Source organism: Streptomyces olivochromogenes, from assembly GCF_001514115.1.
In the GTDB taxonomy this organism is placed as follows: Bacteria; Actinomycetota; Actinomycetes; order Streptomycetales; family Streptomycetaceae; genus Streptomyces; species Streptomyces olivochromogenes.
Window position 1 is genome coordinate 52,761 of sequence record NZ_KQ948468.1, and the last position, 14,848, is coordinate 67,608.

15 protein-coding genes are annotated in these 14,848 nt (G+C 71.2%); 7 read left to right on the forward strand and 8 right to left on the reverse strand.

The window, feature by feature from the left end; translation table 11 throughout:
• The first annotated feature begins 23 nt into the window (after positions 1-23).
• Together AQJ27_RS37030 and AQJ27_RS57535 are read left to right on the forward strand one after the other, a co-directional pair.
• Entirely contained in the window at positions 24-2,189 is a 2,166-nt protein-coding gene (locus AQJ27_RS37030) for a serine/threonine-protein kinase (RefSeq protein WP_201264395.1), read from the forward strand.
• A 95-nt stretch (positions 2,190-2,284) separates the two neighbouring features.
• Entirely contained in the window at positions 2,285-2,443 is a 159-nt protein-coding gene (locus AQJ27_RS57535) for a hypothetical protein (protein WP_167552139.1), read from the forward strand.
• A 16-nt stretch (positions 2,444-2,459) separates the two neighbouring features.
• On the opposite strand, the gene AQJ27_RS37035 is transcribed toward AQJ27_RS57535, so the two are convergent.
• The 4 genes from AQJ27_RS37035 to AQJ27_RS37050 form a co-directional block, all read right to left on the reverse strand.
• Positions 2,460-3,665 carry a sensor histidine kinase gene (locus AQJ27_RS37035; protein WP_067378680.1) on the reverse strand — a complete coding sequence of 402 codons (1,206 nt, stop codon included), beginning with the start codon at positions 3,663-3,665 and terminating at the stop codon, positions 2,460-2,462.
• Between the two features lie 28 nt (positions 3,666-3,693).
• Complete coding sequence (locus AQJ27_RS37040) at positions 3,694-5,439, reverse strand: sodium/solute symporter (protein WP_067378683.1); 1,746 nt, start codon at positions 5,437-5,439, stop codon at positions 3,694-3,696.
• A gap of 66 nt (positions 5,440-5,505) precedes the next feature.
• On the reverse strand, positions 5,506-5,865 hold the full coding sequence (locus AQJ27_RS37045) for a hypothetical protein (protein ID WP_054228962.1): 360 nt from the start codon (positions 5,863-5,865) through the stop codon (positions 5,506-5,508).
• A gap of 14 nt (positions 5,866-5,879) precedes the next feature.
• Positions 5,880-6,635, reverse strand: coding sequence for a LytR/AlgR family response regulator transcription factor (locus tag AQJ27_RS37050; protein WP_067378686.1), 756 nt, complete (start codon positions 6,633-6,635; stop codon positions 5,880-5,882).
• A 119-nt stretch (positions 6,636-6,754) separates the two neighbouring features.
• Between AQJ27_RS37050 and AQJ27_RS37055 the strand changes: the two genes are divergently transcribed.
• From AQJ27_RS37055 to rocD, 3 genes are all read left to right on the forward strand, one after another.
• A complete protein-coding gene (locus AQJ27_RS37055) occupies positions 6,755-7,267 on the forward strand; it encodes an Lrp/AsnC family transcriptional regulator (RefSeq protein WP_067378689.1) in 513 nt (170 codons plus the stop codon).
• Between the two features lie 123 nt (positions 7,268-7,390).
• Positions 7,391-8,212 (forward strand): dimethylargininase, encoded by an 822-nt coding sequence (ddaH, locus tag AQJ27_RS37060; RefSeq protein ID WP_067378692.1) that lies wholly within the window; start codon positions 7,391-7,393, stop codon positions 8,210-8,212.
• Complete coding sequence (gene rocD / locus AQJ27_RS37065) at positions 8,209-9,459, forward strand: ornithine--oxo-acid transaminase (protein ID WP_067378695.1); 1,251 nt, start codon at positions 8,209-8,211, stop codon at positions 9,457-9,459. Before ddaH ends, rocD begins: the two co-directional genes overlap by 4 nt.
• Before the next feature lie 239 nt (positions 9,460-9,698).
• On the opposite strand, the gene AQJ27_RS37070 is transcribed toward rocD, so the two are convergent.
• The 3 genes from AQJ27_RS37070 to AQJ27_RS37080 form a co-directional block, all read right to left on the reverse strand.
• Positions 9,699-10,043 carry a hypothetical protein gene (locus AQJ27_RS37070; protein ID WP_079065521.1) on the reverse strand — a complete coding sequence of 115 codons (345 nt, stop codon included), beginning with the start codon at positions 10,041-10,043 and terminating at the stop codon, positions 9,699-9,701.
• Between the two features lie 58 nt (positions 10,044-10,101).
• Complete coding sequence (locus AQJ27_RS37075) at positions 10,102-10,599, reverse strand: GbsR/MarR family transcriptional regulator (RefSeq protein ID WP_067378696.1); 498 nt, start codon at positions 10,597-10,599, stop codon at positions 10,102-10,104.
• Between the two features lie 106 nt (positions 10,600-10,705).
• On the reverse strand, positions 10,706-11,113 hold the full coding sequence (locus AQJ27_RS37080; RefSeq protein WP_067378699.1) for a RidA family protein: 408 nt from the start codon (positions 11,111-11,113) through the stop codon (positions 10,706-10,708).
• 142 nt (positions 11,114-11,255) lie between these two features.
• On the opposite strand from AQJ27_RS37080, the gene AQJ27_RS37085 reads away from it, so the two are divergent.
• Positions 11,256-11,636 (forward strand): winged helix-turn-helix transcriptional regulator, encoded by a 381-nt coding sequence (locus AQJ27_RS37085; protein WP_067378702.1) that lies wholly within the window; start codon positions 11,256-11,258, stop codon positions 11,634-11,636.
• A gap of 79 nt (positions 11,637-11,715) precedes the next feature.
• Here AQJ27_RS37085 and AQJ27_RS37090 read toward each other — a convergent pair whose 3' ends face one another.
• On the reverse strand, positions 11,716-13,122 hold the full coding sequence (locus AQJ27_RS37090) for a short-chain fatty acyl-CoA regulator family protein (protein ID WP_067378705.1): 1,407 nt from the start codon (positions 13,120-13,122) through the stop codon (positions 11,716-11,718).
• 375 nt (positions 13,123-13,497) lie between these two features.
• Here AQJ27_RS37090 and aceA point away from each other — a divergent pair, with 375 nt between their 5' ends.
• Entirely contained in the window at positions 13,498-14,781 is a 1,284-nt protein-coding gene (aceA, locus tag AQJ27_RS37095) for an isocitrate lyase (RefSeq protein WP_067378708.1), read from the forward strand.
• Positions 14,782-14,848: the final 67 nt, after the last annotated feature.

Here is a 14,848-nt window from a genome sequence, read left to right on the forward strand (position 1 = left end):
ACGCAGAGCCCGGGGGCAACCGGATGACAGCAGGATCAGCGCAGTCGGGAGTGGGCCGGATCATCGACGGCCGGTATCTGCTGCTGAAGCAGGTCGGCTCCGGCGGGATGGGCCACGTCTGGCTCGCCCACGACCAACGGCTCGACTGCGACGTGGCGCTCAAGGAGATCAGGTTCCGCGATGTCCGGGAAGGGAGCGAGGAGCACGAGTCGCGGATCGCGCGCGCCCGCGCCGAGGCCCGGCACGCGGCGGTGCTGCGCGGCCACCCGCACGTGGTGACGGTCCACGACGTCCTGGAGCACGACGGCCTGCCATGGATCGTGATGGAGTACGTGGCGGGCGCCGAGGACCTGCGGGCCTGGCTCGCCCGGCGCGGCCCGCTGGCCCCCGACGAGTGCGCCCGCGTCGGCCTCGCGGTGCTCGACGCGCTGACCGCCGGGCACGAGCGTGGCATCATGCACCGGGACGTCAAACCGGCCAACATCCTGCTCGCCCCGGACCGCGCGGGCACCCCCGGCGCGCGCATCCTCCTCACCGACTACGGCGTCTCGGTCCAGCCGGACTCCCCCGAGACCCGCTGGACCCGTACCTCAGTCCTGGTCGGCACGGCCGGCTATCTGGCACCGGAGCGGGCGCAGGGAGCGGATCCGACCGCGGCGTCCGACCTGTTCTCGCTGGGCTGCACGCTGTACTTCGGTGTGGAGGGCCACGGCCCCTTCGACCGCGACAGCCACATAGGGGCGCTCGCCGCGGTGGTCTCGGAGGAGGCGCCGCCGTCCCGGCGGGCCGGTGCGCTGGGGCCGGTCATCGACGCGCTGCTGGTCAAGGACCCCGGCCTGCGGATCTCCGCGGAACGGACGGCGGCGGCCCTGGCCCGGATCATCCTGCCCGAGCCCCATCCGCCGACCCAGGTCGACACCGGCTCGCAGCCCGCGTGGGCGGGGCTCGTCACCTCCGACGGTCCCGGCGGTCCGGCGCCACCGGGCCGGACCCCGGGCGGCCCGCCCAGGGACCACGACTACGCGCCGCCGCCGCCCGCACACGACCAGAGCCTGTCCCCCGCCCGGGGCCAGGGACTGGCCCCGGACCAGGGACTCGCCCAGGACCAGGGTTTCGCGGCGCCGGGTTCCTACGTCCCCACGGCCCAGGCGGCCTCTCCCGCGCCGGCGCACCACGCGGCGTACACGCCCATGGCGCAGGCAGCCGGCCCCCGTGCCGGTGCCCCGGCCGCGTACGCCCCTCGCCCGGGCCAGGGTTTCGGTCCGCCGACCCCGCACCCCCCGCAGCCCGGCGCGGGTTTCGGTCCGCCCCGTTACGTGGGGCCCGCCGCACCCGCCACAGATCCCGGCGGGGGGCGCCGCAGGCGGACGCTGCTCCTGCAGGTGACCGCGGCACTGCTCCTCGCGCTGTCGCTGACGGCGGGAGTGATCTGGGGCATGGCCCGGTACGGCGGGACGCGGACGCCCGTGGCCCCGTACGGCGCCCAGGTCGGACTCTCCGCACCGCTCAAGAAGGGCGACTGCGTACTGAGCGACCCGTCCCCCGCGCCGTCCTCGGGCACCCCGCGTCTGCAACTGGATCCGAGCTGCGGAGCGCTGCGCCCCGACGGGCAGGTGATGGAGCTGTACAAGGCCCGCTCCTACGAGGAGGCCGGCAGCGACGGACCGGACCAGTGCGCGGAGCGGACGAAGGCGACCGCCGACAAACTCGCCTGGCACGTCCAGAGCCTGGCCGTGGTGCCCACCCGCGAGGGCTTCGACGCCACCGGCGGGAACGTCGCATGTCTGCTGGTCGGCAAGCACGGTCCGGTGTACGGCAGGCTCGGCGGCCTCCGCCCGTACGGGATGCCGTTCGAGGACGCGACCCAGATGCAGCAGGGCGACTGCCTCGGCCATGCCCGCGGGGACGCGAGCGAGTACACCCACTACGAACTCGTCTCCTGCGACCAGGACCATGTGGGCAAGGTCTTCCGGATCACGCACCTCACCACCCTCACGCCCGGCAAGAAGCCCGATGTCGAGGCGGACGCGCAATGCGCGGCCGACGCCCCGCCGCAGCAGCTCGGCTATCCCGCCGACACCTATGTGAGTCATGGCCTGCGCAGCACAGGACTGTGGAGGAAGGGGTACTACCTGGTGGTCTGCGCCATCGAGCGTCTGGACAAGGCCCTCATGCACGGAGGCGAGTAGCACGCCCGGCCCTGGCGAACCACGTCCGTTCGGGTGAAAATGGGCGCAGGCCACGGCCCGCGTCGCGGACCCCGCCGGGAGAAGGGTGTACTGCGATGCCCGGTTCGACGAAAGCGATGGGGGTGCTCACCGTCGGCGGACTCGTCATGGTGACGGCCTACACGGTGGCGCTCGGCAGCAACGGCTGGCTGTGGTTCGGCTGGGTGGTGCTCGGTCTGCTCACGATCGGGATGGTGGCCTCGCGGGGCGCCTGACGCGCGGGGGTCACTGTCACTCCCTGGGCAGCGGTCCCGCCGGGTGCACCCCCGGCTGGTACTTCGGAAGCCGGGCGGTGATCTTCATGCCCGCTCCCACCGCGGTCTCGATGACGAGGCCGTACTCGTCCCCGTACACCTGGCGGAGCCGGTCGTCGACGTTGGACAGTCCGATGCCGCCGGAGGGGCTCACCTCCCCGGCGAGGATGCGGCGCAGCCGGTCGGGGTCCATTCCGGTGCCGTTGTCCTCGATCACGACCAGTGCCTCGGCGCCCGCGTCCTGGGCGGTGATGCTGATGTGGCTCTTGTCGGTCTTGCCTTCCAGTCCGTGTTTGACGGCGTTCTCCACGAGGGGCTGGAGGCAGAGGAAGGGCAGCGCGACCGGCAGCACCTCGGGGGCGATCTGCAGGGTGACCGAGAGGCGCTCGCCGAAGCGGGCTCTGACCAGCGCCAAGTAGTGGTCGATGGCGTGCAGTTCGTCGGCGAGGGTGGTGAAGTCGCCGTGCCTGCGGAACGAGTAGCGCGTGAAGTCGGCGAACTCCAGGAGCAGTTCACGGGCGCGTTCGGGGTCGGTGCGGACGAACGAGGCGATCACCGCGAGCGAGTTGAAGATGAAGTGCGGGGAGATCTGGGCGCGCAGGGCCTTGATCTCGGCCTCGATCAGGCGGGTGCGGGACTGGTCGAGGTCGGCGAGTTCCAGTTGCACGGAGACCCAGCGGGCGACCTCACCCGCGGCCCGGACGAGGACGGCGGACTCGCGGGGCGCGCAGGCTACGAGCGCTCCGTGGACGCGGTCGTCGACGGTGAGCGGTGCGACGACGGCCCAGCGCAGGGAGCAGTCCGGCTCGTCGCAGTTCAGCCGGAAGGCCTCGCCGCGGCCGGTCTCCAGGGGGCTGCCGAGCCGTTCCATGATCTCGGTGCGGTGGTGGTCCCCCAGGCCGTCCCACGCGAGGACGGTGTCCTGATCGGTGAGGCACAGGGCGTCCGTGCCGAGCAGGGTGCGCAGTCGGCGGGCGGACCTGCGGGCGGTCTCCCCGGTGAGGCCCGCGCGCAGTGGGGGCGCGGCCAGCGAGGCGGTGTGCAGGGTCTCGAAGGTGGCGTGTTCGACGGGGGTGCCGAGGCCGCCGAGGTTCTCGGGCCGCGCGGTACGCCGGCCGAGCCAGAACCCGGCGGCGAGCAGCGGGAGCACGGCGACACAGAGGCCCGCCAGGAATCCGCTCATGCCGTCACCGCCCCGCTCGACGATACGCTCACGCCTTGGCCTCCCCGCGTGCGTCGGCGTCTGCGCGCCTGTCCCCTCCGGCCAGTTCTTCCGGCAGGTGGAACCGGGCCAGGATCGCCGCCGTCCCGGCCGGCACCCGTCCGGCCGTGGCCAGCGACACCAGGATCATGGTGAGGAACCCGAGCGGCACCGACCAGAGCGCGGGCCAGGCGAGCAGCGCGTGCAGCGCGCCCGAGCCCGGGTAGCCCGCCATGGTCGCGGCGACGGCGACGAAGGCGGCGCCGCCGCCGACGAGCATTCCGGCGGCCGCGCCCGGCGGGGTCAGCCGCCGCCACCAGATGCCGAGGACGAGCAGCGGGCAGAAGGAGGACGCGGACACGGCGAAGGCGAGTCCGACGGCGTCGGCGACGGGCAGCCCGCCGACGATCACGCTCGCCGCGAGGGGTACCGCCATGGCGAGTACGGTGCCCAGCCGGAAGTGGCGCACCCCGCGCGAGGGCAGCACGTCCTGGGTGAGCACCCCGGCCACCGCCATCGTCAGTCCGGACGCGGTCGACAGGAACGCCGCGAAGGCCCCGCCCGCCACCAGCGCGCCCAGGAGATCCGCGCCGAGCCCTCCGATCACACGGTCGGGCAGCAGCAGGACGGCGGCGTCGGCGTTCCCGGTGAGGCTCAGTTCGGGGGCGTACAGGCGGCCGAGCGCGCCGTAGACGGGTGGCAGCAGGTAGAACGCGCCGATCAGGCCGAGGACGGCGACCGTGGTGCGGCGGGCCGCGACGCCGTGCGGGCTGGTGTAGAAGCGGACGACGACGTGCGGCAGTCCCATCGTGCCGAGGAAGGTCGCGAGGATCAGTCCGTACGTGGCGTACAGCGGGCGTTCCTCGCGGCCCGCCGCGAGCGAGGTCGACATGCCGCCGTTGCTGCCCCGGTCGGCGGCCGGGACGGGGTCGCCCTTGGCGAAGGTCAGCCGGGTGCCGCGCTCGATGTGGTGGACGCCCGCGGGGAGTCGCAGCCGCTCGCCGTCGTAGCGGTGGCCGTCGACCGTACCGGTGGCCGTGACGCCCAGCGGGTCCGAGAGTCTCAGGTCGAGGCTGTCGTCGACGCGGACGACGCGCTGCTCGCGGAAGGTCGCGGGTTCGGCGAAGGCCTGGCGCGGGGCGCCGTCGGCCTGCCAGGCGAGAACCAGGAAGAGTGCGGGAACCAGCAGGGCGGTGAGCTTGAGCCAGTACTGGAAGGCCTGCACGAAGGTGATGCTGCGCATGCCTCCGGCGGCGACGGTGGCGACCACGACGACCGCGACGAGCACCCCGCCGAACCAGTCGGGCGCGTCGGTCAGGACGGCCAACGTCAGTCCGGCGCCCTGCAGTTGGGGCAGCAGGTACAGCCAGCCGACTCCGACCACGAAGGCACCGGCGAGGCGTCGCACGGCCGGTGAGCCGAGGCGTGCCTCCGCGAAGTCGGGCAGGGTGTACGCGCCGGAGCGGCGCAGTGGGGCCGCGACGAACAGGAGCAGCACGAGGTAGCCGGCCGTGTAGCCGACGGGGTACCAGAGCATGTCGGGGCCCTGGACGAGGACGAGGCCCGCGATGCCGAGGAAGGAGGCGGCGGAGAGGTACTCGCCGCTGATCGCGGCCGCGTTGAGCCGGGGGCCCACGGTGCGTGAGGCGACGTAGAAGTCGGAGGTGGTCCGGGAGATGCGCAGGCCGAAGGCGCCGACCAGGACGGTCGCCACGACGACGAGGGCGACGGCGGGGACGGCGTAGTTCTGATTCACGGCTCAGCGGTCCTCATTCACGGCTCAGCAGTCCTCGTTCTCGGCTCAGCGGTCCTCGTTCTCGGCTCAGCGGTCCTCGACCAGGCGCACGAAGTCCTTCTCGTTGCGCTCGGCGCGCCGCACGTACCAGCGGGCGAGCAGGACCAGGGGCGGGTAGACGCAGAAGCCGAGCACGGCCCACTCCAGGCTCGCGCCGTCCGGCATCGCGGCGAAGACCAGGGGTAGTGGCCCGACCAGCAGGACCAGTACGGCGAACACCACCAAGGCGGCGCGGAGTTGACTGCGCATCAGGGAGCGGACGTAGGTGTGGCCGAGCGTGGTCTGTTCGTCGATCTCGGTCCTGGGCCGGTAGTAGCCGGAGGTGCGGCGGGTGCGCCGGGGCACCCCGGTGACGACCACCCGGCGTTCGGTCGGGTCCTGCGGCACGCCGCTTCCCCCTCTCAGCTCGTGGTCCGGCGCATCAGCAGATCGCGCAGTTCGCGGGCGTGCCGGCGGCTGACCTGGAGTTCGACGGAGTCGACGAGGACGCTCACGGCGCCCGCGTCCAGGCGGAGTTCGCCGATGTGGCGCAGGGCGACGAGATGGCGCCGGTGGATGCGGACGAAGCCGCGTGAGCGCCAGCGTTCCTCCAGGGTGGAGAGCGGGATGCGGACGAGATGGCTGCCCTGGGCGGTGTGCAGACGTGCGTAGTCGCCGTGTGCTTCGACGTGGGTGATGTCCTCGACGGCCACGAAGCGGGTGACGCCGCCGAGTTCGACGGATATGTGGTCCGGGTCGGGCTCGTGGACGGGTATCCGCGGTGCGGTGTCCTGGAGTTGGGCGGCCCGCCGGACGGCTTCGGCCAGCCGCTCCCGCCGTACCGGCTTGAGGATGTAGTCGACGGCCTTGAGGTCGAAGGCCTGGACGGCGAAGCCCTCGTGGGCGGTGACGAACACGACGAGCGGCGGTGAGGCGAAGCCGGTGAGCAGCCGGGCGAGGTCGAGTCCGTCGAGTCCGGGCATGTGGATGTCGAGGAAGACGACGTCGATGGCTTCGGGGCCGCCGGGTCCGGATTCCAGGGCCCGGTTGATCCGGCGCAGCGCCTCGGTCGCGTCGCTCGCGCCCTCGGCGCTGGAGATCCGGGGATCGGCGTTCAGGAGGTAGAGGAGTTCCTCCAGGGACGGTTGTTCGTCGTCGACGGCGAGCGCGCGCAGCATGACAGTGGAGTGTAGGAGCGATCGCCATGCCTGGACATGTGCGGGACGTGGACGTCGTCGCCGGACATGCGGACGTTGTCGCTGGTTGCGTGGACGTCGTCGCTGGATACAGTGCCGCCATGAACAGCAAGCCCGCGATGTTCGACGAACTCGACCGCAAGATCATCACGGCCCTGATGGCCAACGCCCGGACGAGTTTCGCCGAGATCGGCACGGCGATCGGACTGTCGGCCACCGCGGTCAAGCGCCGTGTCGACCGGCTCCGCGAGACCGGTGTGATCACCGGGTTCACGGCCACGGTGAAGCCGACGGCGCTCGGCTGGCGCACGGAGGCGTACGTCGAGGTGTACTGCGAGGGCGCGGCGCCGCCCCGACGGCTCGCGGAGGTGGTCCGCAACCATCCGGAGATCACCGCGGCCATGACGGTGACGGGCGGCGCGGACGCGCTGCTCCATGTGCGGGCGACGGACGTGGACCACTTCGAGGAGGTGCTGGAGCGGATCCGCACCGAGCCGTTCATCCGGAAGACGATCAGCTACATGGTGCTGTCGCATCTGCTGCCGGAGGCCCCGGAGGCGGGCGCCACCCACGCGGCCCCGCAGGATGCGCTGGACGCATCAAACCTGCGTTGACCTGAGCGATTGCGCAGCGATGCTGCGCACACACGCAGCTCTCGTCTCTTGTCGCCCGTATCCCCTGTTTCCTACCTTGGAGGCACCCCCAGTCGACACCGCAGGAAGCGGAGGTACCTCTCTGTGCCCGACAGCCGTGTGCCGCGCCCTCGGCGCTTTCTCGTCTGCGAACCCAGACACTTCGCCGTGCAGTACGCGATCAATCCCTGGATGCATCCCGACGCCGACGTGGACGTCGATCTGGCCCGTGACCAGTGGGCGGCGCTGATCGGCGCCTACCGGGCCCACGGCCACACCGTGGACACCGTGGAGCCGGTGGCGGATCTCCCGGACATGGTGTTCGCGGCGAACTCCGCGCTCGTCCTGGCGGGCCGGGTCTTCGGCTCGTACTTCCACGCGCCCGAGCGCCGCCCCGAGTCCACCGCGTACGAGACCTGGTTCAAGGCGGCCGGTTTCGACGTCTACCGTCCCGAATCCGTCTGCGAGGGCGAGGGCGACCTCGTCCCGGTGGGCCGGTACGTGCTGGCAGGCACCGGATTCCGGACGACCCCCGAGGCGCACCGCGAGGTGCAGGAGTTCTTCGGCGTCCCGGTGGTCAGCCTCCAGCTGGTGGACCCGCGCTTCTACCATCTGGACACGGCACTCTTCGTCCTGGACGACGGGCCCGAGGCGAACATCGCGTACTACCCGGAGGCGTTCTCGCCCGGCAGTCGCGAGGTCCTGGCCCGGCTCTTCCCGGACGCGGTGCTCGCGACCCGTGAGGACGCGTTCACCTTCGGCCTGAACTCCGTCTCCGACGGCCGCCACGTGTTCATCGCGCCGCGCGCCGAGGCCCTCGCCGACCGGCTCGCCCGCCACGGCTACGTCCCCGTCCCCGTCGACCTCTCCGAGTTCCACAAGGCCGGCGGTGGCATCAAGTGCTGCACCCAGGAGATCCGCTCATGACCGCTCCCGCCCGTACGCGTCCGTCCTCCGCCGCCGGTCCGCGCTCCTCCGCCGACCTGATCCGCGCCGAGGAGCCCGTCCTCGCGCACAACTACCACCCGCTTCCCGTGGTCGTCGCCCACGCCGAGGGCACCTGGGTCGAGGACGTCGAGGGCCACCGTTACCTCGACATGCTGGCGGGCTACTCGGCCCTCAACTTCGGCCACCGCAACCCGGTGCTGATCGACGCGGCCCACCGCCAGCTGGACCGGCTGACGCTCACCTCGCGCGCCTTCCACAACGACCGGCTGGCCCAGTTCGCCGAGTCACTGGCCGAGTTGACCGGCCTGGACATGGTCCTGCCGATGAACACGGGCGCGGAGGCGGTGGAGAGCGCCATCAAGGTGGCCCGCAAGTGGGCGTACGAGGTGAAGGGCGTCGCACCGGACCGGGCGACGATCGTGGTGGCCGCGGACAACTTCCACGGCCGTACGACGACGATCGTGAGCTTCTCGACGGACGAGACGGCCCGCGCCGGCTTCGGCCCCTTCACCCCGGGCTTCCGCGTCGTCCCGTACAACGACCTCGCCGCGCTGGAAGCGGCCGTCGACGAGACCACCGCGGCCGTGTTGATCGAGCCCATCCAGGGCGAGGCGGGCGTCGTCATCCCGGACGACGGCTACCTGACCGGAGTCCGGGAGCTGACCCGGCGCGCCGGCTGTCTGTTCATCGCGGACGAGATCCAGTCCGGCCTGGGCCGCACCGGCACCACGCTCGCCGTGGAGCACGAGGACGTCGTCCCCGACCTGCTCCTCCTGGGCAAGGCACTCGGCGGCGGCATCGTGCCGGTGTCGGCGGTGGTCGGCCGCCGGGACGTGCTCGGGGTGCTGCGGCCCGGTGAGCACGGCTCGACCTTCGGCGGCAATCCGCTGGCCGCGGCGGTCGGCTCCGCGGTCGTCGGACTCCTGGAGACCGGTGAATACCAGAGCAGGGCGGCCGAGTTGGGCGTGGTCCTGCGCAGTGGCCTGACGGCGCTCGTGGGCCGGGGCGTGGAGGGCTTCCGCTCTCGCGGGCTGTGGGCGGGCGTCGACATCGACCCGGCCATCGGCACCGGGCGCGAGATCAGCGAGGGCCTGATGCGCGAGGGAGTTCTGGTCAAGGACACCCACGGATCGACGATCCGACTGGCCCCGCCGTTGACCATCACCGGTGAGGAGCTCCAGTCCGCCCTGGGCGCCTTGGAGAAGGTGCTGTCACAGGGGGTCTGACACCGGCACCGGACGTCGGCGGCGGCGGCAGCCGACGCGGTGGGCACGCGTGCCTCCGCCGAGATGCCGCCGCCGTTCACCGACTGCGCCGAACGGGCGGAGCGGCTGCACCGGGACGGCGCCGAGGTCACCTTCGGCGCCGTCTGTGAACTCGGCCCGTCCGCCCGCGGCCAGTTGCCCGGCGACACCCTCGACGAGCAGAGCGGCCGTCCCTTGAGGAAACGCCTCACTCGGCCCCCTCACTCGGCGGTGAGCTCCGCGAGTTGCTCGGCCGCTGTCGTGCTGCCCTGGTCGGCGAGGCGTTTCAGCTCGTCCATGTTGTCCAGTTCGGTGGCGAGTTCGATCAGCTGGTCGGTGGCCGTGGCGTTGCCGCGGTCCGAAAGGCGGCGCAGTTCTTGGAGGTCGCCCTGCTCTGCGGCGAGTTGGATGAGCTCGTCGGTCGCGGTGGGGTTGCCCGCGTCCGCGAGGCGGCGCAGTTCCAACAGATCGCCGAGTTCGGTGGCGAGTTCGATCAGCTCGTCGGTCGCGGAGGTGTCGCCGTGCTCGGCGCGTTCCCGCAGGGCAGACAGGTCGGGCTCGGTCATGACGGGCAACCTCTCCGTGGTTTCGTTCCGGGACCGGCCGGCCCCGGACCTTGTGCGGTTACGCGCCGGGGCCGGGCAGCTTTCCCGAGGCGCGCAGCGTGTCGCGGTGTGCGTGCCACTCGTCCACCAGCCTGGGCAGGCGGTCGGCCAGGAACTCGGCCAGTGCGACCATCTCTTCGAGTGGCGCGCGCCGCTGCGGTGGAGCGTCGGCGAGCAGCGCCAGCCCCTCCCGGAACAGCGCCGCATGCTCCTTGTGGATGGCGGAGTCGAAGTTCTGCGGCTGCCGACTGGCCGGATCCAGGCTCACCCGGTCCATACGCTCGCCGGCGGCACGCGTGCGCCGCGCCGTCCCGTAGTTCTCGAGCAGCTTCACCGCGCCGGTGATGGCACTCCGGCTCGCCAGCAGCGCCTGGCTCAGCTCGTCGATCGTCTGATGAGGCGGATCACAGACGAGCAGGTACCCCAACAGGCGCCCGGCCATCGGCGGAAAACCGTATTGGCGGGCATAGAACCGCCCGACATGGTCGGCGAAGATCAGCTGGCTGTCACTCGGCACATCGCCAAACCTAGCACTCTTGACTGAGATGACACAGATTTGTGTCATCTCAGTGGCGGACGACGGCAAAGCATCTCAGTGCAGGGCGACGGCAAAGAGGGGCTGTTCAGTCGATGACCGCGGTGGCTTCGACCTCCACCAGATGGTCGGGTACGTCCAGTGCCGCCACGCCGATCAGCGTGCCCGGCGCCATCGGGGTGATCCCCAGCTTCGCGGAGGCCCGCGCGACTCCCTCCAGGAACAGGGGCATCTTGTCGGGGGTCCAGTCGACGACGTAGACGGTCAGCTTCGCCACGTCGTCGAAGGAGGCGCCGGCCTCGGCCAGTGCGGTGCCGACGTTGAGGTAGCTCCGCTCGACCTGCGCGGCGAGGTCGCCTTCGCCGACCGTGACCCCCTCGGCGTCCCAGGCGACCTGCCCGGCGATGAAGACCAGCTTCGACCCGGTCGCGATCGACACCTGCCGGTACACCGGGATCTTCGGCAATCCACTGGGGTTCACCAGGGTGATGGCCATGCTGCCTGCCTCCTTGTCATGAGCGCCCTTGGGCTCGCGTCCACCGAGCCAAGAGGCCCGCGGTCTCTTGTGGTTACTCGGGAACTGTAAGAGAGTGGCCGCTGACCTGGAAGAACGCACTTTTCAGTGACTGGGGAACCCAATGGTGACCAAGCAGTTCAGGGGCTCGCCCGAGGATGCGGACCTGAGGCGCGCGGACTCCTTGGCGCGGGAGATCTTCTCCGACGTCGCCAACAAGTGGGCGTTCCTGATCATCGAGGCTCTCGGGGAACGCACCCTGCGCTTCACCGAGCTGCGCGACGAGATCGAGGGCGTCAGCCACAAGATGCTCACCCAGAACCTGCGCATGCTGGAGCGCAACGGGCTGGTCGAACGCCGCGTGCACCCCACCGTGCCGCCGCGGGTCGAATACACCCTCACGGAATCGGGCCAGGGCCTTCGCGTCACGGTCGATGCGATGTGTGGCTGGACCCACCGGTACCTCAGTCACATCGAGGCCGCCCGGCGCCGCTTCGACGCCTGACGGCTGGAGCCCTCACCCGCGCGACCGTCGCGTTCGACGGACGCCCGTGTCCCCGCCAGGCGCCATCGGGTCGGTGCCCTCAAGGCGAATGGTCGACCACCGGGTACGGGACGAACGTGCTGTCGTTCTCGTCGATTCTCAGTCGCCGGCCGAGCGGGGGTGCGGCACGCTGGGGGCAGTCGGTGCGTTCGCAGCTGCGGCAGCCCATGCCGATGGGAGTGGCGGCGGCGGCATTGCCGAGGTCGAGTCCGTCGGCGTAGACGAGGCGTGCGGCGTGGCGGATCTCGCAGCCCAGGCCGATGGCGTAGGTCTTGCCGGGTTCGCCCCAGCCTCCGCGGTGGCGGGTCAGGGCACGTGCCGTCCACAAGTAGCGCTGTCCGTCGGGCATTTCGGCGATCTGGACGTGGATACGGCCGGGGGCCGCGAACGCCTCGTAGACGTTCCACAGGGGGCAGGTGCCACCGGTCCGGGAGAAGTGGAAGTCGGTCGCGGACTGCCGTTTGGACAGGTTGCCGGCCCGGTCGACCCGGACGAAGGAGAAGGGAACTCCGCGCAGCCGCGGGCGTTGGAGGGTGCTCAGACGGTGGCAGACGGTCTCGTAGCCGAGGCCGTACCGGTCGGTGAGGCGTTCGATGTCGTACCGCACTTCCTCCGCCGCCGCGTGGAAGGTGCGATAGGGCAGGATCAGCGCGGCGGCGAAGTAGTTGGCGATGCCGATCCGGGCCAGCGCGTGCGACGGTGAACCGGCGGGAAAGTCGGCGGCGGCCTGACGGTCGAGTTCGTCGCCGTACTCGAGCAGGGCGAGCTGGGTCGCCAGACGGAACGCCCGCTGGCCGGGTCGCAGGCGGCCCGACAGATGGAGAGTGCGGGACGCCTCGTCGTAGTGGTGCAGGCGATCGCCGGATTCGGCGGCCGACCGCACGCCGTGCCCGTCGGCGAGCCGCTCGGTGAGCGCCCGCACGACCTCGCCGGGCCGGATGCCGATGTCCTCCGCCAGTCGCTCGGCCGCGAGGTCGGTGTCGTGAAGGTAGTTCTGGCGACGGTAGAAGAAGTCCCGGATCTCCTCGTGGGGCGAGCGGGGTGCCTCCCGCGTGCCGTCCCGGCCGTCCGCGGCTCCGGCGAGCCGCTCGGTGAGCGCCTGGTTGCGACGCCCCAGGTCGAGCAGGAACGTGGCGACAGCGGGCATGCGCGAGGCGAGGTCCGAGAGGTCGGAGGCGGACACGCGGTCTTCGGTGATCTCTCCCGCCAGCGCTTCCCGCAGGTCCGCGACCAGCCGGGTCGTGTCGCGCTCCGAGAAGAAGCCGGGGTCGACGCCGAAGGCTTCGGTCAGCTTCAGCAGGACCGGCACGGTGAGCGGCCGGGAATCGTGTTCCATCTGGTTCAGATAGCTGGGCGAGATGCCGAGGACCCGGGCCAGCTCCGCCTGGCTCATCCGGCGCTCCTCACGCAGCCGCCTCAGCCGCGCCCCCGCGTAGGTCTTGCCCACCGTGCTCCTCCGTTGCTCCGGACGGCCGTCAGCGTACGCGACATCAGCTCATCGCACCCTTCGCAAACTTGGCAAAAGCGCTCTCGAAGATTCACAGAAATTGGCATACGTCCACCGTTGATGGCACTCAGTGCCAGTGCCAGAGTTCTAGTGCGGCCCGCCGGAACTTCGGCGGTCGGCACCCGGAACCGGGCGCGATTCATGCCCTGACGTCGGAGATCCCGGCATCGGCGCCCGTCCGCACGGCAGCATTGCTCGGCTCCGCTCAGCGAGGGGCGGCGGGCCGCACTCATGAAGTAGACACGCAGTGCCACTCTCCCGTTCAGTGACGTCGGGGATTGGCAGACCGGACCATCGAGGGAGACGGTGAAGGCCATGACAGAGCCGAAGACGACTACGGCCGAGGAGCTCACGCGCCGCTGGGCCACCGATTCCCGCTGGCAGGGCATCGAGCGCACGTACAGCGCGGCGGACGTCGTACGGCTGTCCGGCAGCGTCCGTGAGGAGCACACCCTGGCGCGGCGCGGCGCGGAGCGTCTGTGGCGGCAGCTGCACGAGCGGGACTACGTCCACGCGCTCGGCGCCCTCACCGGCGGCCAGGCCGTGCAGCAGGTCAGGGCCGGGCTCCAGGCCATCTATCTGTCCGGCTGGCAGGTCGCCGCCGACGCCAACCAGGCCGGGCACACCTACCCCGACCAGAGCCTCTACCCCGTCAACTCCGTTCCGCAGGTCGTCCGGCGCATCAACAACGCACTGCTGCGCGCCGACCAGATCGCCACCGCCGAGGGCGGCTCGGACACCACCGACTGGCTGGCCCCGATCGTCGCCGACGCGGAGGCCGGATTCGGCGGCCCGCTCAACGCCTTCGAGCTGACCAAGGCGCTGATCGCGGCCGGCGCCGCGGGCATCCACTACGAGGACCAGCTGGCCTCCGAGAAGAAGTGCGGCCACCTCGGCGGCAAGGTCCTCGTGCCCACCTCCCAGCACATCCGCACCCTCAACGCGGCCCGGCTCGCGGCCGACATCGCCGACGTGCCGACCCTCATCGTCGCCCGCACCGACGCCCTCGCCGCCAACCTGCTCACCAGCGACGTCGACGAGCGCGACGCCCAGTTCGTCACCGGCGAGCGCACCGCCGAGGGCTTCTACCGCGTGCGAAACGGCATGGCACCGGTCATCGCCCGGGGTCTCGCCTACGCCCCGTACGCCGACCTGATCTGGGTCGAGACCGGCACCCCCGACCTGGCCCAGGCCCGCGAGTTCGCCGAGGCCGTCCACGCCCGGTATCCGGACCAGTTGCTCGCCTACAACTGCTCGCCGTCCTTCAACTGGAAGGCCGCTCTGGACGACGACCAGATCGCCAAGTTCCAGCAGGAGTTGGGTGCGATGGGATACCGCTTCCAGTTCATCACGCTGGCCGGGTTCCACTCCCTCAACCATGGCATGTTCGACCTGGCCCGTGGCTACGCCGAGCACGGCATGACCGCCTATGTCGACCTCCAGGAGCGGGAGTTCGCCGCGCAGAAGCACGGCTTCACCGCCGTCAGGCACCAACGCGAGGTCGGCACGGGCTACTTCGACCTGGTCTCCACGGCCGTCAACCCGGCCTCCTCCACGACCGCCCTGGCCGGCTCCACCGAGGAGGAGCAGTTCCACTAGGCCCCGCAAGGTCGCCCGCGCGCACCCTTCCATGACCGGGCGGGGGGCCGGGCGACCGTCCCGTCCG